The 25,516-nt window shown below is 51.1% G+C and carries 20 protein-coding genes; 16 read left to right on the top strand and 4 right to left on the bottom strand.

Annotated elements, in window-relative coordinates; translation table 11 throughout:
• Nucleotides 1-38 precede the first annotated feature (38 nt).
• The 8 genes from pdhA to HMPREF9412_RS00065 all read left to right on the top strand — a co-directional run bounded on the left by pdhA (nucleotide 39) and on the right by HMPREF9412_RS00065 (nucleotide 10,805).
• Entirely contained in the window at nucleotides 39-1,106 is a 1,068-nt protein-coding gene (gene pdhA / locus HMPREF9412_RS00100; RefSeq protein ID WP_036665657.1) for a pyruvate dehydrogenase (acetyl-transferring) E1 component subunit alpha, read from the top strand.
• A gap of 166 nt (nucleotides 1,107-1,272) precedes the next feature.
• Nucleotides 1,273-2,250, top strand: a complete 978-nt coding sequence (locus HMPREF9412_RS00095) for an alpha-ketoacid dehydrogenase subunit beta (protein WP_009589183.1) — start codon at nucleotides 1,273-1,275, stop codon at nucleotides 2,248-2,250.
• Nucleotides 2,251-2,279: 29 nt separating this feature from the next.
• On the top strand, nucleotides 2,280-3,602 hold the full coding sequence (locus HMPREF9412_RS00090; RefSeq protein WP_009589180.1) for a dihydrolipoamide acetyltransferase family protein: 1,323 nt from the start codon (nucleotides 2,280-2,282) through the stop codon (nucleotides 3,600-3,602).
• A 3-nt stretch (nucleotides 3,603-3,605) separates the two neighbouring features.
• Nucleotides 3,606-5,021, top strand: coding sequence for a dihydrolipoyl dehydrogenase (gene lpdA / locus HMPREF9412_RS00085; protein ID WP_009589200.1), 1,416 nt, complete (start codon nucleotides 3,606-3,608; stop codon nucleotides 5,019-5,021).
• A gap of 198 nt (nucleotides 5,022-5,219) precedes the next feature.
• Nucleotides 5,220-6,014 (top strand): thymidylate synthase, encoded by a 795-nt coding sequence (gene thyA / locus HMPREF9412_RS00080; RefSeq protein ID WP_009589189.1) that lies wholly within the window; start codon nucleotides 5,220-5,222, stop codon nucleotides 6,012-6,014.
• A gap of 67 nt (nucleotides 6,015-6,081) precedes the next feature.
• On the top strand, nucleotides 6,082-6,570 hold the full coding sequence (locus tag HMPREF9412_RS00075; RefSeq protein WP_009589199.1) for a dihydrofolate reductase: 489 nt from the start codon (nucleotides 6,082-6,084) through the stop codon (nucleotides 6,568-6,570).
• 340 nt (nucleotides 6,571-6,910) lie between these two features.
• Nucleotides 6,911-8,398 (top strand): glutamate synthase subunit beta, encoded by a 1,488-nt coding sequence (locus HMPREF9412_RS00070; RefSeq protein WP_009589191.1) that lies wholly within the window; start codon nucleotides 6,911-6,913, stop codon nucleotides 8,396-8,398.
• Between the two features lie 115 nt (nucleotides 8,399-8,513).
• Entirely contained in the window at nucleotides 8,514-10,805 is a 2,292-nt protein-coding gene (locus HMPREF9412_RS00065) for a type IA DNA topoisomerase (RefSeq protein WP_009589194.1), read from the top strand.
• 73 nt (nucleotides 10,806-10,878) lie between these two features.
• Here the strand turns inward: HMPREF9412_RS00065 and HMPREF9412_RS00060 are convergent, their stop codons facing one another.
• A complete protein-coding gene (locus HMPREF9412_RS00060; protein WP_009589198.1) occupies nucleotides 10,879-11,616 on the bottom strand; it encodes an HAD family hydrolase in 738 nt (245 codons plus the stop codon).
• Nucleotides 11,617-11,632: 16 nt separating this feature from the next.
• A complete protein-coding gene (locus HMPREF9412_RS00055; RefSeq protein WP_009589181.1) occupies nucleotides 11,633-12,550 on the bottom strand; it encodes an ArsR/SmtB family transcription factor in 918 nt (305 codons plus the stop codon).
• A 129-nt stretch (nucleotides 12,551-12,679) separates the two neighbouring features.
• Between HMPREF9412_RS00055 and HMPREF9412_RS00050 the strand changes: the two genes are divergently transcribed.
• From HMPREF9412_RS00050 to HMPREF9412_RS00025, 6 genes are all read left to right on the top strand, one after another.
• Nucleotides 12,680-13,861, top strand: a complete 1,182-nt coding sequence (locus HMPREF9412_RS00050) for an MFS transporter (protein WP_009589182.1) — start codon at nucleotides 12,680-12,682, stop codon at nucleotides 13,859-13,861.
• 83 nt (nucleotides 13,862-13,944) lie between these two features.
• Nucleotides 13,945-14,664, top strand: a complete 720-nt coding sequence (locus HMPREF9412_RS00045; protein WP_009589188.1) for a phosphonate ABC transporter ATP-binding protein — start codon at nucleotides 13,945-13,947, stop codon at nucleotides 14,662-14,664.
• A 140-nt stretch (nucleotides 14,665-14,804) separates the two neighbouring features.
• A complete protein-coding gene (locus HMPREF9412_RS00040; protein ID WP_139083827.1) occupies nucleotides 14,805-16,049 on the top strand; it encodes a hypothetical protein in 1,245 nt (414 codons plus the stop codon).
• Nucleotides 16,050-16,052: 3 nt separating this feature from the next.
• Nucleotides 16,053-16,751: a response regulator transcription factor gene (locus HMPREF9412_RS00035; protein WP_009589197.1), complete on the top strand. Its 699-nt coding sequence runs from the start codon at nucleotides 16,053-16,055 to the stop codon at nucleotides 16,749-16,751.
• Complete coding sequence (locus HMPREF9412_RS00030; protein WP_009589187.1) at nucleotides 16,748-18,202, top strand: sensor histidine kinase; 1,455 nt, start codon at nucleotides 16,748-16,750, stop codon at nucleotides 18,200-18,202. The genes HMPREF9412_RS00035 and HMPREF9412_RS00030 overlap by 4 nt, the downstream gene beginning before the upstream one ends.
• Nucleotides 18,203-18,453: 251 nt before the next feature.
• Nucleotides 18,454-18,981 (top strand): GNAT family N-acetyltransferase, encoded by a 528-nt coding sequence (locus HMPREF9412_RS00025; RefSeq protein ID WP_009589196.1) that lies wholly within the window; start codon nucleotides 18,454-18,456, stop codon nucleotides 18,979-18,981.
• A gap of 140 nt (nucleotides 18,982-19,121) precedes the next feature.
• On the opposite strand, the gene HMPREF9412_RS00020 is transcribed toward HMPREF9412_RS00025, so the two are convergent.
• Nucleotides 19,122-20,336, bottom strand: coding sequence for a glucose-1-phosphate adenylyltransferase (locus HMPREF9412_RS00020; RefSeq protein ID WP_009589186.1), 1,215 nt, complete (start codon nucleotides 20,334-20,336; stop codon nucleotides 19,122-19,124).
• A 223-nt stretch (nucleotides 20,337-20,559) separates the two neighbouring features.
• Here HMPREF9412_RS00020 and glgB point away from each other — a divergent pair, with 223 nt between their 5' ends.
• The gene (gene glgB / locus HMPREF9412_RS00015) at nucleotides 20,560-22,539 is read left to right on the top strand and encodes a 1,4-alpha-glucan branching protein GlgB (protein ID WP_009589184.1); all 1,980 of its coding nucleotides are present in this window, start codon (nucleotides 20,560-20,562) and stop codon (nucleotides 22,537-22,539) included.
• The gene (gene glgA / locus HMPREF9412_RS00010) at nucleotides 22,536-23,969 is read left to right on the top strand and encodes a glycogen synthase GlgA (protein ID WP_009589190.1); all 1,434 of its coding nucleotides are present in this window, start codon (nucleotides 22,536-22,538) and stop codon (nucleotides 23,967-23,969) included. The genes glgB and glgA overlap by 4 nt, the downstream gene beginning before the upstream one ends.
• A 91-nt stretch (nucleotides 23,970-24,060) precedes the next feature.
• Here glgA and HMPREF9412_RS00005 read toward each other — a convergent pair.
• Nucleotides 24,061-25,516 (bottom strand): glycoside hydrolase family 13 protein (locus HMPREF9412_RS00005; protein ID WP_009589193.1); only part of this gene is annotated, 1,456 nt, incomplete at its 5' end.

Raw genomic sequence — 25,516 nt, 5'->3', positions numbered from 1 at the left:
CGGAACTTGATATTCAAATATTTATTGAGGTGAAAAAAATGACCAAGGTTCCTTATGAAGTATATACCGAGGAAGTAGGTACTCTATCTGTACTTTCCCCGGATGGCAAAATCGTAAACAAAGATCTTCTGCCTGAATTGTCGGACGATCAACTGAAAGAAATTATGTACCGTATGGTATTTACCCGTACTTGGGACGACCGCGCCGTAAACCTCGGCCGTCAAGGACGTCTCGGTTTCTACGCTCCTGTATCCGGTCAAGAAGCTACGATGGTAGGCAGTGAGTTTGCGCTTGAGAAAGACGACTTTATCTGCCCGGGCTACCGCGATATGCCGCAAATCGTATGGCATGGACTTCCGCTTTACCAAGCATTCCTTTATTCCCGCGGACATCAGCATGGCGGACAAATTCCCGAAGGCGTTAATGTATTGATGCCTCAGATCATCATCGGCGCGCAAATCCTGCATGCCATGGGTATCGCTATGGGCTACAAATTGAAGAAGCAAAAACAAGTGGTTATTACGTATACCGGTGACGGCGGCTCTTCCGAGGGCGACTTCTACGAAGGCCTGAACTATGCAGGCGTGTACAAACTGCCGGTCATCTTCTTCGTGCAAAACAACGGCTACGCAATTACGACTCCGTTCTCCAAGCAGACAGCAGCGTTGTCTATCGCGCACAAAGCTGTTGCAGCCGGCATCAAAGGCGTTAAAGTTGACGGCATGGACGTTCTCGCCGTGATCAAAGCGGTTCAGGATGCTGCAGAGCGCGGCCGCAACGGTGAAGGCGCAACGCTGATCGAAGCCGTGACATACCGTTTCCGTCCGCATTCCTTGTCTGACGACGCTACGAAATATCGTACGAAGGAAGAAGAGGGCGAGTGGAACGAGAAGGATCCGATCGCGCGTCTTGCGAAGTACCTGGAAGCCAAAGGCCTCTGGACAGAAGAAGATACAGCTCGCGTGAAAGAAGAAGCGAAAGCGAAAGTCAACGAGCAAATCAAAAAAGCAGAACAAACGGAAAAAATGACGGTACCTGGTTTGATCGACAGCATGTTCGAGCAAACGCCGAAGCATTTGGAAGAACAGAAAGCCGATTTCCAATAAGAGTGACGGGCCGATGATTGTCAAAGGTGGATCCTGGATGATCATCCGGTTTGTCATGGGCGCATCAGGTCTTGTTTTTAAATAACGTTTAACATCGATATATAGCCTTATAAGGCATCACACTGGAAGAACAGTGAACTGTATTTCTTAAGGAGGAAATGAAGCAATGGCACAAATGAACATGAAAGAAGCGATTCGCGACGCCATGCGCGTTGAATTGAGCCGTGACCCTAACGTTGTCATCTTCGGTGAAGACGTAGGTAATGTCGGCGGTGTTTTCCGTGTAACGGAAGGCCTTCAAAAAGAATTCGGGGAAGAGCGCGTATTCGATACGCCGCTGGCAGAGTCCGCTATCGGCGGTTTGGCAGTAGGTCTCGGTATTCAAGGCTTCCGTCCGATCGCTGAAATTCAATTCGTTGGATTTATCTTTGAGGCGCTCGACCAAATCGTCGTTCAAGCAGCGCGCATGCGTTACCGTTCCGGCGGACGCTACAACTCCCCGATCGTATTCCGTACACCATTCGGCGGCGGGGTTAAAGCGGCTGAGCTGCATACCGACGCACTCGAAGGTTTGATCACGCAAACCCCGGGTATTAAAGTTGTAGTACCTTCCAATCCTTATGATGCAAAAGGACTCATGATCGCAGCGATTCGCGACAATGACCCTGTATTCTTCATGGAGCACTTGAACCTGTACCATGCGTTCCGCGCTGAAGTTCCTGAAGGTGATTACACCGTTGAGCTTGGCAAGGCTAACGTGGTTCGCGAAGGAACGGACGTTACGATCATCGCTTACGGCCTGATGGTTCATACTGCTACGAAAGCGGCAGACGAGCTTGAGAAGAACGGAATCAAAGCTGAAATCATCGACCTGCGCACCATTTCTCCAATCGACATCGATACCGTGCTGGCTTCGGTTAAGAAAACCAACCGTGCCATCGTCGTTCAAGAAGCGCAGAAATCTGCCGGCGTAGCCGCAGAAGTGATCGCTCAAATCAACGAGAAAGCGATTCTGCACCTGGAAGCACCGGTGCTTCGCGTTACGCCGCCAGACACCGTGTATCCATTCGCTCAAATCGAGGACACTTGGTTGCCTACTCCGGCGCGTATCGTTGATGCCGTAAATAAAGTATTGAATTTCTAATAGCAGCAATTTCTAGGGAGGTTTTTCAGTTGGCAAAATTTGAATATCGTTTTCCAGAGCTGGGCGAAGGTTTGCATGAAGGTGAAATCATCAAAATGCATATCAAGCCGGGCGACAAAGTAACAGACGACGACATCATCATGGAAGTACAGAACGACAAGGCGGTCGTGGAAGTTCCTTGTCCCGTGAACGGTACGGTTCAAGAAGTTTTTGCCAAGGACGGTCAAGTATGCCGTGTCGGTGAAGTGGTTGCAATCATCGATGCTGAAGGCGACATTCCTGAGCAAGAAGCCCCTGCCGAAGAGCAGTCCGCTCAAGAAGCTGACGCAGCGAAAGGCAGCGCAGATACGACTTCTTCCCCGGCTCAAGATGCTCCGGCTGACGCTAAACAAGGCGGAAACGGCGAAGCAGCGACGCCTGCAGCACCTAACCGTGAAGTTCTGGCTACGCCAAGCGTGCGCAAATTCGCTCGCGAGCAGGGCGTTGACATCGCACAAATTCAAGGCTCCGGAAACAACGGAAAAGTGACTCGCGAAGATGTAGAAGCCTTCAAGAACGGTGGCGGCCAAACGGCAGCAGCTCCGGCGCAAGAAGCTGCTTCCGAAGCGAAAGCGGCTCCTGCAGCAGCTTCCGCAGCGGTGGACACTCGTGCAGAAGAAGAGCGCGTACCATTCAAAGGTATCCGCAAAGCGATCTCGAATGCTATGGTTAAATCGGCTTACACGGCTCCTCACGTTACGATCATGGACGAAGTGGACGTAACTGAGCTGGTAGCGTTCCGTACCCGCATGAAACCGATCGCTGAGAAGAAGGGCACGAAAGTTACGTATCTGCCATTCATCGTTAAAGCACTTGTTGCGGCAAGCCGTCAATTCCCTGCTTTGAACGCAATGATCGACGAAGAAGCGAACGAAATCGTGTACAAGAAGTACTACAACATCGGTATCGCCACGGATACAGATAACGGTCTGATCGTACCGGTTATCAAAGATGCGGATCGTAAGAGCATCTGGATGATCGCTGACAGCATCCGTGATCTGGCTGCACGCGGCCGTGAGGGCAAACTGGCTCCTAACGAAATGAAGGGCAGCACGATTTCCATCACGAACATCGGTTCCGCAGGCGGCATGTTCTTTACACCAATCATTAACTTCCCAGAGGTTGCTATCCTCGGTACCGGCCGCATCAGCGAAAAAGCGGTTGTGAAGAACGGCGAGATTGTAGCAGCACCTGTTATGGCATTGTCCTTGAGCTTTGACCACCGTATCATCGACGGCGCAACGGCTCAAAACTTTATGAACTATATTAAACAACTGCTCGCTAACCCTGAGCTGCTTGTTATGGAGGTGTAACTAATGGTAGTTGGAGATGCTTCTTTAGATATTGATACTCTAGTCATTGGTGCTGGTCCTGGTGGTTATGTGGCGGCGATTCGTGCCGCCCAACTGGGTCAAAAGGTTCTGATCGTTGATAAATCGGAACTCGGCGGCGTTTGCTTGAACCGTGGTTGTATTCCTTCCAAGGCTTTGATCGCTGCAGCTCATCAGTTCGAATCCGCTAAGCATGCCGATGCTTTCGGTATTTCCGTGGAGAACGTAACGGTTGATTTCGCGAAAACACAGGAATTCAAAAACGGCGTTGTCAAAAAAATGACCGGCGGCGTAGCCGGTTTGCTGAAAGGCAACAAAGTGGAAGTTTTCAACGGCGAGTGCATGTTCATCAACGAAAACGAAGCGCGTGTGTTCAATGATCATGAATCTCCGCGTTACCGCTTCAAGAACTGCATCATTGCTACAGGTTCCCGTCCAATCGAACTGAAGCCATTCCCGTTTGGCGGACGCATCTTGTCTTCCACCGAAGCATTGAACCTGCCTGAAGTACCGAAGAGCATGATTGTCATCGGTGGCGGCTACATCGGTGCCGAGCTGGGTCAAATGTACTCCAAATTCGGTTCCAAAGTAACGATCATCGAAGGTCTGGACAGCGTTCTGGCTGGCTTTGACAAAGACATGACAAGCCTCGTAACCAAGAACATGAAGAAAACCGGTATCGAAATTATCACAGGCGCTAAAGCTGAAAGTGCTGAGCAAAACGATAAAGAAGTTACCGTGAAATACTCCGTGAATGGCGAAACCAAAGAAGTAACAGCAGATTACCTGCTGGTTACGGTTGGCCGTCGTCCGAACACGGACGGAGAGCTTGGTCTGGACCTGATCGGCCTTGATATGGATGAGCGCGGATTCGTGAAAGTCGACCATCAAGGACGCACCAGCATTCCTCATATCTTCGCGATCGGGGATATCGTGTCCGGTCTTGCGCTTGCACACAAAGCTTCCTACGAAGGTAAAGTGGCTGCTGAAGCGATCTCCGGAATGCCGTCCGTCGTGGATTACAAATGTATCCCGGCCGTTGTGTTCACGGATCCTGAATGCTCCAGCGTAGGTTACACCGAAGCTCAAGCGAAGGAAAAAGGCCATAAAGTAAAAGCTGGCAAATTCCCTTACGCAGGCAACGGACGTTCCGTATCCTTGAACCATCCGGAAGGCTTCGTGAAAATCGTGGCCGAAGAGGGAACAGGGCTTATTCTCGGAGCGCAAATCGTGGGTCTGGAAGCTTCCAACCTGATTGCCGAGCTCGGCCTTGCTATTGAGATGGGCGCTACGCTTGAAGATGTAGCTTTGACCATCCATGCGCATCCGACGCTGGGAGAGATCGTAATGGAAGCAGCGGAATTGGTAATGGGTCATCCGATCCACATCATTGCCCGTTAATCCGAAGACGAATTTTCGAGTCATTATATATTCAGCCAGGAGGCAGAGAACGCGCAGGCGGTTTCTGCCTCCTGTTTTTTTTATGTAGATATGCCAACGGATATCCGCCCTCTTTCGGGCAGGGTTATTTTAAGCATCCCAATCATTCCGTGAACATGGTAGACTGAGGATATGAGATTTTAGTGAGGTGACTATGAGATGAAACAATATTTGGAGCTGCTGCAGGACATACTGGATCATGGCGTAGAGAAGGGAGACCGGACGGGAACGGGAACGTTGTCCGTATTCGGAAGACAGCTGCGTTTTGACCTATCCCAAGGGTTTCCGCTAGTGACAACCAAGCGGATTCACCTGAAATCGGTCGTACATGAGCTTCTGTGGTTCTTGAGCGGTGAAACGAATATCCGGTACCTAAAAGAGAACGGCGTGCGAATATGGGACGAATGGGCGGATGAAAACGGGGATTTGGGACCTGTCTACGGCTCGCAATGGCGGGCATGGGAAACGCCGGATGGACGCCATATCGATCAGATTGCGGGTGTCATCGATTCGATTAAGAATAATCCCGACTCCAGACGCCATATCGTCAGTGCCTGGAACGTGGCGGAGATTGATAACATGAAGCTGCCTCCGTGCCATTTTGTATTCCAATTCTACGTGGCGGGCGGGAAGCTTTCCTGCATGCTTACCATGCGCTCGGTGGACAGCTTCCTCGGGCTGCCGTTCAACATTGCCAGTTATGCGCTGCTAACCCATATGGTTGCCCAGCAGTGCGACCTGGAGCCGGGTGAATTCATCTGGTCGGGCGGCGATGTCCATATCTATTCCAACCATATGGAGCAGGTTAGAACGCAGCTTGAACGTGAACCGTATGCGCTGCCGAAGCTGGTGATCAAGCGCAAGCCGGACAGCATTTTTGATTATACGTTCGAGGATTTTGAATTTGAGGGTTATCAATACCATCCGACCATTAAGGCGACGGTAGCCGTATAAGTATAAATTGGGTTATGGAGGCTCCATGCGGTGACATCCATAAGATCAATGGAAGGAGAGACGGTGTATGATATCGATGATATGGGCAATGGGCAAGGATCAGGTGATCGGGCTGAACGGCACGATGCCGTGGCGCTTACCGCGGGATATGGCCTTCTTCAAGGAGAAAACCCTCCATAAAACGATCCTGATGGGGCGCAAGACTTGGGATTCCTTTGGCGGCAAGCCGCTGCCTCACCGAAAGAACATCGTGCTGACGAGGGATGAGAGCTTTACGTTGACGGAGGATCAGGGCATCGTGATCCATGACATCGAGAACGCGCTACCCTATTCGAAGAACGAGGAACTGATGGTTATTGGCGGATCGCAGATTTATGAATTGATGCTGCCGAAGGCGGATCGTCTGTACTGCACGTTCATTGACGAGAGCTTTGAAGGGGATACGTACTTTCCCGAAGTGAACTGGGATGAATGGAAGATCGTCGAAGAGGTTCCCGGCATCACGGACGAAAAAAATCCGTATGCCTACCGTTTCGTTACGTTTGAACGGAAATAACTGCTTGATGGCACGATTCGTAGGGATAGACTTACTGCCTTCCGTCCATGTTGACAATGCTTTCATAGTAGGATAATACAAATGATCATGCATATAGTCCATTTAACAGGCGAAAAGCGAAATGCTACTATATTTCTAATGTTTATGCAAATGCCTGCTTAAATAGCCGCGAGTAGTGGGGGTTCATGCTTTGATAAAAATTTTTTTAGCATAAATAGAAAAAATAAATCAGGCTGAAACCTGTTTCTTGGCTCATCTGACGATAGATGTCGGATGATTTATGATATGATAAATTGTACATGGTAATCAGCATGGATAGAACGGATGGGGGTAAAGCAGTATGTCTACACCAACAGGATTTATGGAATATCAGCGCCAGCTTCCGGCAGACCGGAGCCCGGCTGAACGAGTTAAAGACTGGGAAGAGTTTCATAAACATTTAGAAGAAGATGAGCTCCAGACCCAGGGAGCACGCTGCATGGACTGCGGTACGCCATACTGCCATACAGGAATTGATATGATCGGCGGCACATCGGGCTGCCCGATCCACAACTTGATCCCGGAGTGGAACAATCTTGTATATCGGGGCTTGTGGAGAGAAGCTCTGGAGCGTCTCCACAAAACGAACAATTTCCCTGAGTTTACCGGACGCGTATGTCCAGCTCCTTGCGAGGGTTCTTGTACCGTCGGCTTGATCGGGGAGCCGGTTACGATCAAATCCATCGAGCAGGCGATTATCGACAAAGGCTTTGAGGAAGGCTGGGTCGTTCCGGAGCCGCCCGAGAAGCGCACGGGAAGACGCGTGGCCGTTGTCGGTTCCGGTCCGGCAGGACTGGCGGCAGCAGCACAGCTGAACAAAGCGGGCCATTCCGTCACCGTCTACGAGCGTGCGGACCGCATTGGCGGCTTGTTGACCTACGGGATACCATCCATGAAGCTGGACAAGGGCATCGTGCAGCGCCGTGTCGATCTGCTCGCGGCGGAAGGCGTCGAATTTGTTGTGAACACCGAGATCGGCAAGGATATTCCCGCCAAGCAGCTGATGGAAGATTATGATGCCGTCGTACTCTGCGGCGGTGCAACAAAGCCGCGCGAATTCAACATTGAGGGCAGTGATCTCAAGGGCATTCATTACGCGATGGATTACCTGAACGGAACGATCAAGAGCCTGCTGGATTCCGGTCTTGAAGACGGCAACTACTTGTCGGCAAAAGACAAGGACGTTATCGTCATCGGCGGCGGCGACACCGGCTCCGACTGCGTGGCGACAGCGCTGCGTCACGGCTGCAGCAGCGTTACCCAGTTCGGTACGCATAAACAGGCTCCGCTGCAGCGCGATCCGATTGCGAACCCTTGGCCGCAATTCCCGAACGTGTATACACTGGATTACGCCCATGAGGAAGCCAAAGCGCTGTTTGGCAACGATCCGCGGGAATTCTCCATCATGACTACGAAATTCGTCGGGGATGATGAAGGGAATCTGAAAGAGCTTCATACCGTTCAAATCGAGCGCATAGTAGATGAAACCGGCCGTAAAGTGTATCAGCCGATTCCAGGCACGGAAAAAGCGTTTCCGGCGCAAATGGCGTTTATCGCGATCGGTTTTGACGGACCGGAGCAGACGCTGGTAGAACAGCTTGGACTTGAAACGGACCGTCGTTCCAATGTTAAAGCGCCGTATGGCAAATATACGACGAATGTGGATAAAGTATTTGCAGCCGGCGACATGCGCCGCGGACAAAGCCTTGTTGTGTGGGCGATCAATGAAGGCCGCGAGGTGGCACGCGAGGTAGACAAATATCTGATGGGAGCGACCGTACTGGTTTAATCCTTCTCCTAAATATGCTATCATGAATATAGTAGTTAAAGGGACTTCGCGAGAGCGAAGTCCTTTTTGGAGTTAGCCTCCGCGCCAGGCTGCTCATCGGGGAGGAGAATGTCATTTGAAAACGTTGGTCATTGCCGAAAAGCCGGATATGGGACGGAATATCGCTGCGGTCATCGAGCCGCGGGCCAAGAACAACCGTACATATCTTGAAGGTGAGCAATACATCATAACTTGGGCTATCGGACATCTGGTTGGGCTGGCGGAGCCGGATGCATATGATCCGAAGTACAAACGCTGGAATCTACGGGACCTGCCTATCATTCCGGAGCAATTCAAAATCATCCCGAATCCGAAAACCAAGGATCAGCTGAAGGTCATTGGAGAGGTAGCCAAGCGCTGCAGCCATATCGTGAATGCCTGCGATGCGGGACGAGAAGGACAATATATTTTCGCACTAATCCAACAACAATTAAAACTGAAACAGCCTGTAAAAAGACTATGGATCTCGGATTTAACACCGGAAAGCATTGGCCGCGGCTTTGCGGAGCTCAAGGACGGCGTTGAATTCGAGAATTTAACGCAAGCTGCGCGCGCACGCAGCGAAGCCGATTGGTTGATCGGCATGAATGCGTCGCGTGCCTTTACGACCCGCCACCAGACGTTGCTGTCTGTTGGCCGGGTGCAGACGCCGGTGCTGGCACTGATCTATGACCGACAGAAGGAGATCGAAGCCTTCGAATCGCAAACGTTCTACGACGTGAAAGCTTTGTTCAAGCAGGATCAGCTGGAGTATACGGGAACCTGGCAGGGAGAGCGGCTGACCTCGCAGGAGAAAGCAGAGACGATTGCAGCCAAGGTCCATGGAAAGAACGGCACCATTACTAAATATGAAGTGAAGGAAACGAAGGAATATCCGTTCAAATTGTATGATTTGACCCTGCTTCAGCGTGAAGCCAATGCCAAGTACGGTTACTCTGCCAAAAAAACGCTGGATCTTGCGCAAGCGTTATATGAACGCCACAAGGTGATTTCCTATCCGCGTACGAACTCCAACTATGTGAATGAACAGAATATCGAAGGCATGCACAAGGCCCTTCATATGCTCAAATCGACCTCGTATGCATCAATGGCCGCAGGAGCGGATCCGAGCCGGGTGCACGTCAACAACAAAGCGGTATGCAATCCGCAGCGGGTTGAGGATCACCATGCCATTCTGCCGACATTAAAGCGGCCGGGCACGCTCAGCAAGGAAGAGCAGCATATCTACGATCTGGTCATCACCCGGTTTCTGTCGCATTTTTATCCTCCGGCCATGTACAAGCAGCATACGGTGCTCACCGAGGTCGAGGGGGAAACATTCAAGACGGGAATCAAGGAGCTTTTGTCGCTTGGATGGAAGGTGTTGATTGCCCAGGATACGGAGAAGAAGAAATCCAAATCTTCCAAGAAGGGGAAAGAGGACGAGGAAGAGGAGAACCAGGAATGGAACGACCGTTCCTTTGACCTTACTCCCGACAAGCCGGTGCAATGCAAAAAATCCGAAGTGAAGGAAAAGGCTACCCAGCCGCCAAAAAGTTATACGGAAGGCACGCTGTTGAAGGCCATGGAAAGCGCCGGTAAGTCCATTGAGGATGAAGCGCTTCGGGATGCGATGAAGGATAGCGGTCTTGGAACGCCGGCAACCCGGGCAGCCACCATCGAGCGTTTGAAAAAGGTCGGATATATCACGATGCAGGGCAAAAAAATCACCGTAACGCAAAAAGGAAGAACGGCGGTGGAGCTGATCCGGCATGCCGGCGTCGAATTGCTGGCTTCGCCCGAGATGACAGGCCAATGGGAGCGGCGCCTCCACCAGATCTCCAAAGGCGAAGCTTCTGCTGACGTATTCATGCAAAACGTGCAGAAGTTCACCGTTTCGATCATCAACAAGGTATCCTCGCAGCGTCCGGCGCCTTCGTCGCTTTTCGGCGGAGATGAGGACAAGTCCAAAGGAAGAGGGAAGCGAAGCGCGTCTAAAGCGGCCCCAGCCTCGAAAGCGAAGGATGAGCGCACGAGCAAGCCCACTCCGAAATCAGCACCTGCCGCTTCAAATGAAGCGCCGTCCGTACGATCTCCCTTGGGGCGCTGCCCAAGACCCGGATGTGACGGGCAAATTATTGAAGGACGCAAAGGTTACGGCTGCGCGAATTTCAAAACCGGCTGCAGTTATGTCATCTGGAAGGAATTTGCCGGTAAACAAATTTCTCATGCGATGCTGAAATCCTTGCTGCTTCAGGGAAAGACCCAAGTGTTATCCTTTAAGAACGAAGACGGCAGCACGTATAAGGGCAGGCTTGTCCTTGCGGCGGGCGGTAACGGGCAACTGGCCGTTCAAGCCGTGGACTCCAGCGCGGCCGTGAAATCGTAAGACGTCGAGGGTTACGCCAAAATAACGAGCCGATCCGGGATATTACTCCAGGATCGGCTCGTTGTCAATTCGATTAAGTTAAATGCTCTTCAATGACTTCCGGCACTTCGGTCAACGCCGAAACGGTATAGAGCACATTATGCGGCTCTTGCTTCAGCTCGACCAGATTATACTGCCACTCGCGCTGCTGCTTGATGTAGATGCTGTTAATGCCGGCCGTCAATGCCGGAACGACATCCGTGCGGAGCGAGTTGCCGATCATCCACGTATGAGAGCGGACGAACGACCCCATGCCGAGAATCTCCTCAAGCGCCGTGATGTTTTTATGCTGGCGGATATAAATCCGGTCTTTAAAATAGTCCGCCAGCTTCATCTGTTCGATTTTTCGCTTCTGTATTCTGGTTTCGCCTCCGGTATAGAGATAGAGGCAGTGGCCGTCCTCTTGAAGCTTCTCCAGCGTTTCGACCATGCCGGGGTAGGCTTCAATCTCCTGCTCGTATACGCTGAGACCCAACTGGTAGAGAAGCTCCTCTTCCTTAGGCGAGCTATCTCTCCCGTGAATTCGGCCGAAAAAATGGTATGTATCGATCAGGGACTGGGGGAAGTTCGCGCTCGCGAATCCCAGCTTGTCGATGCCGGCTACGTCGATTTCCATTTGCTTGGCTCGGACTTCTTGGGTGGTTACTCCATACGGCTGAAACCATTCGGTCATCCATTCGAAATAATCGCCGAGAATCAGGTCGAAATACTTGTTGCAATGTATTAATGTATCATCCATGTCGAAGATAATATGCTGTGATGTTTTACTCATGGTACGCTCCTTCATGCTAGGAAAGTCGAATGTAAGTCTCCAGGAACATTTGCAGCTCGGCCGCACCATCCGGCCGCAGGCTGAATCTTTCGTTATTTTCGGATTTCAGATGGGAGCGCAGCAGGCCTGCCGCCCTCAAGATCATCAGGTGGTGCATCAATTGCTCATAGGGCTGTCCCAATTCGGACGCCATTTCGGACACGGCCTTCGGCTCATCCGCAATATATCTCAGCAGACGCAGACGTTCCGGATCCGCGAGAGCCTCGGTCATGCGCAGGAGAACGACGGGCGGCTCATCCTCGTCTTCTTCCGGTATATCAATAGGGTACTGCAGCAGGAGTACATTATCATAGAAGCAATAGGTATTGATCGGACGAAAATGCGTACCCGGGAACAAGACCACGTTTTCTTGCGGCACGTTATCCAGAATGACTCCGCTGGAAGCATATTCGATCAGATTTTCGTCGTCCATTTTCGGAAGCAGCATTCGTTTCTCCTCGGCATCTTCCTCCAGAAGAGGGTACAGGTCAGGCTCCACTTCGGAAAAGTAGTGCTCATACCAGAGCTTCATCAACGGTGTGTAGTTTTCTCGAATTCTGGACGTTTCATCCCGCGTGAGGGACGGCAAGTGAGGCTGAAGCAGGCTATGAAGCTCCTCCACCGGGGAAGATTCGATCCAGCCTAGAAAATCAGGGATTTCCCGATGCTCTCCTCGAAGCATGATCAGAGCGTATAAGACATCGTAATCCGCGAGCGGCCATGAGCGGGCTCCACTGAACTGGACACGTACAGGCTGCGGCAAACGCTCATCCATCTCCGTTATCAGCTGTTTTCCAATATCCAGGTTATCGGTCCATTTCCTTGTTGCATATATCATGAAGCTGCCCAGCAGCTCATAAACCATGGATACATCGATACTAACTTTATATTTCATGAACGGATACCCTCCCAATTGATGGCATTGTTATTATTATGGCTTGTATCGATTGGGCTTGTCCACTATAATGTTCATTTGGCTGTTTAAATTCATCGTTTTTTCATTTTAGAGGAGGACTATATTTCAGTGACAGAAGCTGTTACCCCCCGTCAAGGGAGAACTCATTATTTTATTTTAATTGCCGTCGTGGTTGCGGCTGGTTTAAGCCAGGGACTGCTATTGCCGGTGCTGGCTATTTTTTTGGAACGGATGGGCATCTCATCCTCCATGAACGGATTGAACGCGGCTGCTTTATATGTAGGCTCATTTGCCATGACGCTGGTAGCGGAACGGCTTCTCGGCTGGGTCGGTTTCAAAAAACTGATCGTATCGGGTCTCGTGCTGGTGATGCTGTCGCTGGTCGCTTTCCCGTTGATTCCGAGCGTAGCCGTCTGGTTTGTACTGCGGGTGCTTGTGGGCATCGGCGATAGCGCGCTGCATTATGCCGCCCAGCTGTGGGTGCTGATGATGTCAACCGTGAAGAACCGGGGGCGGAGCATTTCCTTTTACGGCATGTCCTACGGTCTGGGATTTAGTATAGGGCCGCTCGGCATTCCTCTTCTGAAATACGGCGAAGCGGTACCGTTTTTGATTCTGGCTGTGCTGTTCTTGTTCATTCTGCTGGTCGTTCTATTCAAACTTCCGAATTTGAAGCCGGAAAAAAGCGAGCAAGGAGAGCAGCAGCCGGCCGGCCGCTATCTCAAAAGCTACCGGCTGGCCTGGTTTGCTTTGATTCCCGCGTTTTTGTACGGATACATGGAAGCGGGGATTAACAGCAATTTCCCGGTCTATGGGTTAAGAAGCGGGTTCACTTTAGGCGAAATTTCGACATTGCTGCCATTTGTCGGCATCGGCGGACTCCTGCTGCAGCTTCCCCTCGGCATTTGGAGCGATAAATTCGGACGCAAGCGGGTGCTGACGATCGCGGGGATCGTGGGGGGCTGCTGTTTCCTGCTGATTCCGGTAGCTGGAACGAATTTCTGGGCAACCTTACTATTACTGACGATGGCCGGCGGTTTGGTCGGTTCTTTCTTCTCCCTCGGTCTGGCCTATGCCGCGGACATCCTTCCCAGGGTTCTGCTGCCGGCGGCCAACGTCGTGGCTTCCTTTCATTTCAATGCCGGCAGTATCGCAGGGCCGAATGCGGGCGGCGCTATCATGGAAACCGGGTGGAACGGGGGAATCTTCGTTTTGCTCGGCGGCTTGTATATTCTGTTTGCGTGCACGGGTTTATGGTTCAAAGGCAACAGCGTTTCACCCGAGAAATAGAAACATGCGTTCTCATGGCAATTGCTTTCGCTTTCTTCTAAACTAGAGAGTAGGAATATGCACTTGACGGGAGAGACGATAACATGATTAAAGTGGATCGGCTGAAGAAAACGATGGGTCCTGAACGTACACCGGTGTTAAAGGATATCACATTTCAGATGGAACACGGGGAAATGATCGGTCTGATCGGTGCGAGCGGAAGCGGTAAAAGTTTGCTGATGAGCTGTCTCTCAATGCAGCAAAAATGGGACGGCGGCAAACTGACGATTGACGGCGAAGATATGATGAATCCCGCCGGAAAACGAAGAATTCGACGGGAATGGGCTTATCTCGAGCAGAATCCTTCCCTAAACGTAAATCGAACGGCGCTTAAGAATGTATTGATCGGGCAATCCAGCCAAACGCCGCTGTGGCGGATGGTTACCGGGATGGTCCGGTCTGATGATTATATGGGAGCCATGGATACGATCGAGCACCTGGGTTTGCTGGACAAGGCAAAACGCAAGGCCGGCGAGCTGAGCGGCGGCGAGAAGCAGCGGATTGCCATTGCCCGAGCGCTCGTTCACGGCGCTAAGGTGATTTTGGCGGACGAGCCTGTCACGGGACTCGATCCGGCCTCTGCCGAGCATGTTTTGAAGACGCTAAAAACCTTGTGCGAGGAAGAGCGGCTGACGGTATTTACCGTCATCCCGTTGGAGCTTGCGGAGAAATACTGCACCCGAATCATGGGGCTGTCGGGCGGCCAGCTGGTAGTGGATGTGACCGGAAGACGTTTAACCCATGGCGAGAAGTCAAGACTGTAATTATCGATCACTTGACGCAAGGCGAAAGCATAGAAATGAGTTGATACTTATTGAAATATAGAGTGATGCAAGCCCTCTTGGCCGGCTTGTTACTATTTATCATAAGCGGCTGTACCTTTATTCAGGATCCGGTGTCTTTAATGAAGCGACCGGATCTGCCGACGGACAAAGCGACGCTGAACGGCGCTATCCAGTCCGCGCTCCAGAAGATCAAACTGGACAACGGCGCTATCATTCGGCCGCGAAGCGACGTCGACAGCAGTTCGATCCGAATTCATGACCTCGACAACGACGGCGTTATGGAAGCCGTCGTCTTCTATCAGACGCCGGATGAAGAGGTGAAAATCCACGGCATGATCATGCAGCAGCAGGGTGATACCTGGGTGAAGAGCCTCGATTTCGACGGAGAAGGGACGGTTTTGGAGTCATTTGATTTCGTTGATTTTACGAACGATGGCAAGGTTGACATCGTAGCCGGTTTCTCCCGCGGTGAAGAGAATCTTCAGAACCTGCTGGCCGTGTATTCATTCTCCGGGGATTCGCTCGAAAAAATCCCGGCTTTGCCGTATACGCACTTCAATATCGGAGACATGAATGGCGACAAGGTCAAGGATATTACGGTGGTATACCTTCAGCAGAAGGAGCTGTCGTATATCAGCACCTATCAATACGACAAATTCGAGGATGCTTTCGTTGAGCTGAACAAACTGGATTTGGGACCAAATATCGAAAGTTATTACAATGTTGTCGCAGGTAAAGTGGCCAAAAACAAAGAAGGTATCATCTTGGATGCTTCGGTCGTGTCCAACTCTTCCTATTCCAAGCTCATTATCATGGAGGACAACAAGTTTATTGACGTGCTCCAGGATGAACTGCTTACGTACAAGGAACTGCCGGTCGAGAGCGAGGACGTGAACGATGACGGCATTTTAGAGTTTGGTGTGCTTACAAGGCCAAGCGGCTGGGAAGATCGGCTGATCCTGGACGAAATCCCGTTCTTCACCACGTACTTCCAGTGGGACGGAGAGGTCCGGGAGAGCAACGAAGTAGAAGGGCTTCAATTCGTGCTCCAAAGATACTACGATATGAATAATCGCTTCTATCTGGATTTTCCGCCGGATATGTACAATAAAATTACCATTACGCCGGAATCCAACAAAAATGCTTATCTGAATTTTGTCATGACCGACACGGGAGAGTCCGTCGCAGAAATCAAGTTTTTCTCCACGGCCCAGTGGGGAAAAGCCGAATCCGATTGGGAGATCTTGGTGAAGGAGAAAAACCGCGTCATCGCTTATCGAAGCCATGGCGATCTGAAATTGAGTAAAAAAGATAAAAAGCCAAGCAGCAACAATGTGGCTCCTATCGAAAGAAAGGGGAACTAGACCTTGAGTAAAGTGCTCATATTAGAAGATGAAGAATCCATTCGCAGTTTTATCGTAATTAATCTGAAACGGAACGGCTTTGAGGTGCTGGAGACCGAGAACGGCAATGAGGCCCTTCGCTTGCTGCAAACGACGCCAGACATCGATATCGCCTTGCTCGACGTCATGGTTCCGGGAATCGACGGCTTTGAAGTATGCCGCAGAATCCGGGAAACGAACGAGCGGATCGGCATTATTTTCCTAACGGCAAAAGTCCAGGAGCAGGACAAAGTGTATGCCCTATCCGTCGGAGCGGATGACCACGTAAGCAAACCGTTCAGCCCGACGGAACTGATCGCCCGGCTGCAATCCCTTCTGCGCAGGGTGAACGTTCAGCGTGCGGGTGCAGCCAAGGTATCCTTTCAATCGGGCCCGTTCACGCTGGATCTGATTTCCAAGCAATTCAAGAAGAACGGGCAGCCGGTGGAGCTGACGCCTACGGAGTTCTCGCTGGTCCAGTTCTTCCTGGAAAAAGAAAACACGCCGCTTAGCCGTGATGTGCTGCTTGATCACGTATGGGGCAAAGAATATATGGGCGATCCCAAAATCGTGGACGTGAACATTCGGAGACTGCGCCAAAAAATCGAAGGCAATCCTTCCGAGCCGGAATACCTCCAGACGGTATGGGGACACGGCTATAAATGGAAGGGTCAGGGACAATGATCATCAAAAAAGGCATTCGGCGGCAAATCGTGCTGCACTACTTCCTGGTAGTGTTCATCGCCTTGCTGCTGATTGAGGTTATTTTTCTAATCGCTTTACGATCGTATTATTACGATACGGTGTACAACCATGTGGTGAACCATATCCGTACCGCCAACGATTTCTATCAGCCCTTTCGACTGACCTCGTCGGACAACGTCAATCAGCTGAGCGAGATGGTTCGCCATTTTGAACTGTATAATACGGAGCTTCAAATTTTGAACCCGGCTGGTCAAGTACTCTCAACTTCGACCGGCTTCGAAATAGAGCAGACCATCAAGACCAGCGATGTCACCCAAGCGCTTGCAGGCAATACGAGCCGATGGATCGGCAAACAGCAAGGGACGGGCCAGATCGTGATGGCGGTGTCCCAGTCCGTTTCGAACGGTTTTGAAAATACGTATATTCTCCGTTACGTGACTTCGCTGGAATACGTAAACGACAAGCTGATGAAAATGACGCTGTTTGCCGTCAGCATTGGGGCGGCCGTTCTGGCGATCGTGCTTGCTTTCAGCATTGGGCTGGCCAATTCCATCGTAAAGCCGCTCAACAACATTACCACGGTGTCCGCTCAGATGGCCAAAGGCAAGTTCAACGTACGGATCAAGGGCGATTACAAATACGAGCTAGGCGAGCTTTCGTCGACCTTGAACTACATGGCGCAGGAGATTGTGCGAAGCAATCAGGTGAAGGATGACTTTATCTCCTCGATCTCGCATGAGCTGCGAACGCCGCTCACAAGCATCAAGGGCTGGAGCGAAACGCTTGACTCCGGCGGCTACGATCCGGAAGAAACGAAAATCGGAATGCAGATCATCTCCAAGGAAACCGATCGGTTGATCGGCCTTGTCGAAGAGCTGCTGGATTTCTCCAAGCTCCAGCAGAATGAGATGAAGCTGGTGAAGGGCATCGTGAATTTACGGGAGCTGCTGCAAGAGATCATGCTCAATCTGTGGACGAAAGCCGAGAAGAAGGGCGTTCAGATCAAACTGGAGTCCGACGAGAAGCCGATTATCTATGGGGATGTCAACCGCTTGAAGCAGGTATTCCTCAATATCGTGGACAACGCGGTTAAATTCTCGCATGAGAACGGGGTAATCAACCTGTCCTTCGCGATGGAAGAGAAGTTTGTTATCGTTACCGTACAAGATCACGGGATCGGCATCTCGGACGAGCATCTTCGGCGGGTAAAGGATCGGTTCTTCCAGGTGAATCCTCTTAACGGGGGAACGGGACTGGGATTAGCGATCACGCAGCAGCTCGTTGAGCTTCACGGGGGCACGATGGAAATGGAAAGCGAGCTCGGGCACGGAACAGCCGTGATCGTCAAGCTGCCGCTGCCTGAGGGGAAAATACCGATGGCCGGCGGGTTGGAGAACGGTGAGGAAGACGCAGCCGGGCCGATGGCCTAAGCTTTGCCGGATTACCGGCAAAGCTTTTCTCAACTTTACACCCGCAAAGTATTTGGAATAAAGATCGGAGCATAGGCTCCACTTTGTGGGGTATTGTTTTTGGGGTCCCCGCAAAGTAATTGGAATAAAGATCGGAGCATAGGCTCCACTTTGTGGGGTATGTTTTGGGGGTCCCCGCAAAGTAATTGGAATAAAGATCGGAGCATAGGCTCCACTTTGTGGGGTGTTTTTATTGAGGAGGGAGTACAGGAGTGGAATCCGCAGCGATGTTTTCAACGGAGCAGGGGCGGTTTGAACTACGACGGGCAGAAGCCGTGCACGCAGGAGAGATGCTGGCGCTTCTAACGGAGGCGGCCGAGGTGATGGAGCAGCAAGGGCGCAAGCAGTGGAGTCCCTCGCTTTTTTCCCTGGACCTAATGAAACAGTACCTGGAAGAGCGTGAAGTCTTCATCCTGTGGCATGAAGACAAGGCGGCCGGCATGTTTACGCTGCAGTACGGGGATCCTGACTACTGGGGGAAGCGGGACGATCCGTCCTACGGTTACTTGCATCGTCTGACCGTACGCTTCGCTTATCGGGGGCTGGAGCTTGGGAACAAAATGATTTCCTTTGCGGAATCGTATTTGGTTTCCAAAGGGAAACGGGGCTTCCGATTGGATTGCGTATCCCATTTGCCAACGCTGAATCGATTTTACCAGCGTCAGGGATTTCAATTCGTGGCCGAGCAGGATATGGGCGGTCGCATCGTGAATTTATATGAAAAGAATTTTGTTTCTTGATCTTAAAGTTTGAACCTCCGTCGCATGCGCAAAGTCAGCAGGGCACGATACATGAGAAAAAGCGATCCGTAGCGGATCGCTTTTTTGTGTTAAAGGCCTGAAAGAAGTTCTCAGAGCTCTATTCTGTTCATGACATTCGTTCAGGATGAAGAGACATTTGCACGCAAGCGTCCTTTTTCGTATACATCCTGAAGGAGCCGGGCCGGCTGGGTACGAACCGTTGGTTTCGGAAGCACCGTCTCATACGGTCCTACAACCACGACATTGCCGGGGGCCCCTTTCACAACGGCTCCGTCCTTGATCATTGCACCTTCCCCGATGATGGCGTGCTCGATATGGACGCCTTTGCCGATTCTGGCGTTCGGCATGACTACGCTATCCTTCACGATGGAGTATTTGCCGATTTCTGATCCGCAGAAGATGACGGAGCTTTTGGCTTTTCCTTCGAAGGTGCATTGATCATGAATCAGGCAGTCCGTATGCTCCACATTTCGGGTCCGTGCTGCCGACAGCTTGGTTTTCCAAGCACGCGTATACATAGGCCAATCGGCTCTCTCCAGGACGAGCTCATTTTGGCTAAGCACATCCATATGGGCTTCCCAGAGGCTTTCTACGGTGCCGACATCGCGCCAGTAGCCCTGAAAGCGGAATGCTAGCAGCGACTCTTCTCCGGACAGCATCTTAGGGATGACGTCCTTTCCGAAATCATGGCTGGAGTTCGGGTCAGACGCATCTTCGATCAGGTGCTGCTTCAGATAGTCCCAACGGAACAAATAAATGCCCATGGAGGCAAGATTGCTTTGCGGTTCTGCCGGTTTTTCGGCAAATTCAATGATATTGAGATTATCGTCAACGCTCATGACGCCAAATCGGCTGGCGTCTTCCCAAGGCACTTCCATCACGGAGATCGTGGCAGGAGCCCCTTGCTTCATATGGGCTTCAAGCATTTCCCGATAATCCATCTGGTAAATGTGGTCCCCGGATAAGATGAGCACATGCTCTGGATTTTGATCATCGATGTATTGAATGTTTTTATAAATGGCATCTGCCGTTCCCAAGTACCCGTCTTGATGTGTGCTGTTGGATGGAAGAAGGGCAATGCCTTCACGTCCTGTATGTGTTAATCCCCAGGGTTCGCCTTCGCCGATATGTTCGTGTAATGATTCTGCCTCATATTGCGTAAGCACTCCAACCGTATCGATTCCGGAGTTTACACAATTGCTGAGAGGAAAATCGATTATACGATAATGTCCGCCAAACGGAACGGCGGGTTTTGCCAGCCTGGACGTAAGGGGAGCCAATCGTTTACCTTCTCCACCCGCCAGAAGCATAGCAATACAGTCTTTTTTCTTCATCACGTTTCCCTCCCAATGTATTTTCACGTTGTTCATTACATAAACGACATTCCCGGGGTTTGAAACGATTATATTGAAAAAGTAATTTGAAAATTACAAAATTATTTTTCAGGGACATTTTTTATTTTCAACCTGGTTAGAATGGGGTAATAGCATTAATAATATTGGATTTTTAAGAAAAAGCAGGTGACGACGATTGAACCAAGCAGTTAGGGAAGGAAACATGACTCCGGAACAAGTGTATTTATTTCATGAAGGAACCTGGTTTCACAGTTACCAATGTATGGGTGCACACCTTGCCGCAGAAGAAGGAGAAGAGGGCGTGCGTTTTACGGTGTGGGCTCCGAATGCCAGGCAGGTAGGACTTGCCGGAGACTGGAACGGCTGGGATGGTTCCCAAGACCCGTTATATAGGATGCCCGATTCGGGAATTTGGAGTCGGTTTTTCCCTGGGATGGAGACTGGAACTTTTTACAAATATCAGATCACGGGGCCCTTCGGAGAAACGTTCCTAAAGGCCGATCCTTATGCATTTCATGCCGAAGTACGGCCTGCGACGGCATCGGTGGTGACCGACCTCTCAGGATATAGCTGGAATGATGCCGCATGGAGAAGGAATAACAAATCCCCATATGCCAAGCCGGTGAACATTTATGAAATGCACTTCGGAACCTGGCGGCAAAAAGAGGACGGTTCGTTCTTTACATATCGGGAATTGGCCGATCAGCTGATTCCTTATTTGCAGGAAATGAGTTATACCCACGTAGAATTTATGCCCTTGGCGGAGCATCCCTACGATCTTTCGTGGGGCTATCAGGGCACCGGATTTTATGCGCTGACGAGCAGATACGGAACCCCCCATGATTTCATGTATCTCGTCGACCAGCTGCACCAAGCCGGCATCGGCGTGCTGCTCGACTGGGTGCCCGCACATTTTGCCAAGGATGCCCACGGGCTTCGGCAGTTTGACGGGGCGCCTCTTTATGAATATGAAGACCCCCAAAAAGCCGAGAAACCGGGCTGGGGAACATTGTCTTTCGATTATGCCAAGCCGGAGGTAATTTCATTCCTCATCTCCAATGCCTTATTTTGGATGGATATGTATCATATTGATGGTCTTCGCGTTGATGCCGTGACGAGCATGATCCGTCTTGATTTTGAGAAGCGTGAGGGTCAGTACAGCCTTAACGAGCACGGAGGCTTGGAAAACCTTGAGGCGATATCCTTTCTGCAGGAATTGAATAAAGCCGTGTTTCGATATTACCCGAATGCTTTGATGATGGCCGAGGAGTCGAGCGCATGGGCGGGGGTTACGGCACCTGTGCATGAAGGGGGTCTTGGTTTCAATTACAAATGGAATATGGGCTGGATGAACGACACGCTGTCTTATATTGAACAAGAGTTCGATCAGCGGCCTACCCATCATAATTTACTGACATTTCCCATTTGTTATGCCTATTCGGAGAATTTTACATTGCCGCTTTCACACGATGAAGTCGTCCATGGAAAGAAATCGCTGCTTAATAAAATGCCGGGAAGCTATGAACAAAAATTTTCGGGACTGCGGATTTTGCTTGGATACCAGATCACCCAGCCCGGGAAGAACCTGCTGTTCATGGGGGGAGAGTTCGGCCAGTTTATCGAATGGAAGGATCAGGAGCAGCTCGACTGGCTGCTGCTGGACTATGAAAGCCACCGCAAGCAGTTGGCATATACGGCAGCTCTAAACCGCATGTACGTGGATGAAAAGGCGCTATGGGAGCAGGATCACCGATGGGAAGGCTTTGAATGGCTCAGCGCCGATGATCATGAGCAGAGTGTCGTATCGTATATGAGAATGGGCACCAAGCCCGGCGATACGCTGATCATCGTCATTAATTTTCAGCCAAAGGCATATGACCAATATCGGATCGGTTTGCCGAGAGCGGGGCAATATGTGGAAATTCTGAATTCCGATCATGCCGATTACGGAGGCTCAGGACTGCTGAACGACGGTGAGATGAAAGCGGAGAAGAAGACCTGGCATGGCCAAACCCACAGCCTGGAGATCAAGCTGCCTCCATTAGGCATGGTTGTTTTAAAGAAAAAGCCGCCTCGATCGAGGAAATCGCAAGATCGATCGGACGCGTCGCTGAAGGCGGCAGCGGCAAGAGAGAAAACTGAACAAAAAACGAAACGGAGCAAAAGGGGGAAGCAGGATTGAAATTGTTATTTGCAGCTTCGGAATGCGGACCATACATTAAGACAGGCGGACTGGCGGATGTGATCGCTGCTTTGCCTAAATCCCTGCGCGGCATGGGCGAGGATATTCGAGTCGTGCTGCCGAAATATCGCGGCATTCCGGAAGAATACAGAGAGCGAATGGAGCATGTGGGAGAAACCCGGGTGCGGGTAGGCTGGCGCGAGCAATATTGCGGCATCGAGTCCGTGGTGGAAGACGGCGTAACGATCTATTTCGTGGATAATGAGTACTATTTTGGCAGAGACGGCATTTATGGTTACATGGACGATGGCGAACGCTTCTCTTTCTTCAACCGTGCCGTGCTTGAGGTTCTGCCGGTAATCGGATTCCAGCCGGATGTGCTTCACTGTCACGACTGGCATACCGCCATGATTCCGCTGCTTCTTGAAGACGTCTATCGACATGATCCCTTCTATGCGGGGATTCGAACCGTGTTCACGATCCATAATCTGTTGTATCAGGGCGTATATCCGTACGAGGTGCTGGTTGATCTGCTTGGCATTCACAGCCGGCATTTCACGGCCGAAGGCGTGGAGTATTACGGAAACGTGAATTTCATGAAAGCGGGCATCGTTTACGCGGATCACGTAACGACGGTCAGCCCAACCTATGCCACGGAAATCCAGACAGGTTATTACGGATACGGACTTGACGGACTTCTGTCGGCCCAAGGCTCGAGATTGAGCGGGATTGTGAACGGCATTGATACCAAAAGCTACAATCCGGCGACAGATCCGCATCTCGCCATGAAGTTCCGGAGCGGACTGAACAAAAAAACGCAGAACAAAATCGCCTTACAAGAAGAGCTGAATCTTCCCGTGGCGCCGCATATTCCGTTGATGTCAATGGTTACGCGATTGGTCGATTCGAAAGGACTCGATTTGGTTATCCGCATTCTGGATGAGCTGCTCTACTATGACGAGATTCAATTCGTTGTCCTGGGAACGGGAGATCCTTCCTATGAGCATTGGTTCAGGGAAGCGGCAAATCGCTATCCCACCAAAATGTCGGCCCAGATCCGGTTCAATGAGCCGTTATCGCGGCGTTTTTATGCCGGCAGCGATCTGTTCCTGATGCCTTCCAAATTCGAGCCGTGCGGCATCAGCCAGCTGATCGCCATGCGGTACGGCAGCGTACCCATTGTCCGAGAAACGGGCGGACTGAACGATACGGTTCAGGCATACAACGAGTATACGGGCGAAGGGAACGGCTTCTCCTTCAAGGATTACAATGCACATGACATGATGAACACCATCCGCCGCGCGACCTCCATATATCGTATGCCCGAGCACTGGCGTAAAGTGAGCAAGAACGCTCTGGGCGGGGATTACAGCTGGAACGTTTCGGCGAAGGAATATCAGGAAATCTATCATCAGATCACCAGCCGATAATAACCATGGCTTTCAAGACGCAGGGGTGCCCGGATAGCATAGGAATAACAAGCTATCCGGGCACCCCTGCGCTGTCTGAATATGATCTAAGCTAATGTTTCAATTCCCGGCATAAAATGCGATACGCGTACGGTTCCAAATCGATATGCATCGTACCGTTTACCGGTTTTACAGGCTCTTCGGTTTCGGCATCGATCCAATCGGTCGTGACGATGGGATGCGATAGGGTACGCTTCGAGTCGCTGTTGTTGATCCAGACGATAAAATGCATGGTTTCGTCGGCACGTTCGTACACGATGCAAGGATCATGAAGATTCGCCTGCAAGAAGCGGAAGCGACCTTGCCGCAAGGCCTTATGCTCTTTCCGCAGCGCAATCATGCCTTGATAAAATGCATACAGCTCCTGGTTTCGCTTCCTGGGATCCCATTCCATGCATTTGCGGCAATCCGGGTCTCCATCCCCGGTCAAGCCGATTTCATCCCCGTAAAAGATGCACGGCGTGCCCATGAAGGTGAACAGGAATACGACGGTGAGTTTCATGCGCCGGATATCTTCTCCCACGCGCGTAAGCAGCCTGGGCGTATCGTGGCTGCAAAGCAGGTTGAAGACAACTTCGTTGGTCTGCTGCGGATAACGCATCAGGATCGAGCCGATACGGTTGGCGAAGGTGAGCCCGTCCATATTGCCGTTGAAAAACTCCAGCACCTTATCGGCAAAAGGGTAATTCATCACGGAATCGAACTGGTCGCCTTGCAGCCAGATCAACGAGTCGGACCAAACCTCGCCCACGATGTAAGCCTCGGGGTTCGCCTTCTTGACAACCTGTCTGAAATCCCGCCAGAAATGATGGTCGATTTCATTCGCAACATCCAGACGCCAGCCGTCAAGCTTGATCTCCTTAATCCAATACTCGGCGACGCCCAGTAAATACGCCTTGACTTCGGGATTGGCGGTATTGAATTTCGGCATGTTTCCGAAGAAGCCGAAGGTGTCGTATGTCGGTATGCCGTCCTTGATCTCGCAAGGAAACCGGTTCACATGAAACCACCCGGCATATTTGGACTTCTCGCCATGCTTCAGGACGTCCTGAAAGGGCGGGAACTCCTCGCTGCAGTGATTGAATACCGCATCCAGAATCACCCGAATGCCTTTCGCGTGGCAGGTATCGACTACCTTTTTCAACAGATCGTTATCGCCAAAGTGCGGATCCACCTGCTTATAATCTACCGTGTCGTATTTATGATTGGAGGGAGAGAGGAAGAGGGGGGTAAAATAAATGGCGTTAATGCCCAGGTCAACCAGATCATCCAGATGATCCAGCACGCCCTGCAGGTCACCGCCGAAGAAATTGTCCACCTCCGGCTTGCCGCCCCAGGCATCGGTTCCGTCAGGACTGATGGCCGGGTTCCCGTTGGCAAAGCGTTCCGTCATGATTTGATAGAATACGGCTTCTTTGGCCCATTCCGGTACTTTGAATACATCGACTTCATGTATGTACGGAAATTCAAAGTAGCCTGCCGGCGGATAGGGGTAATCCCATCCGATT

Source organism: Paenibacillus sp. HGF5 (genome assembly GCF_000204455.1).
Lineage (GTDB): Bacteria > Bacillota > Bacilli > Paenibacillales > Paenibacillaceae > Paenibacillus_AQ > Paenibacillus_AQ lautus_A.
The sequence above is the reverse complement of the archived record's forward strand: the minus strand, read 5'-3'. Positions and strand labels throughout refer to the sequence as shown.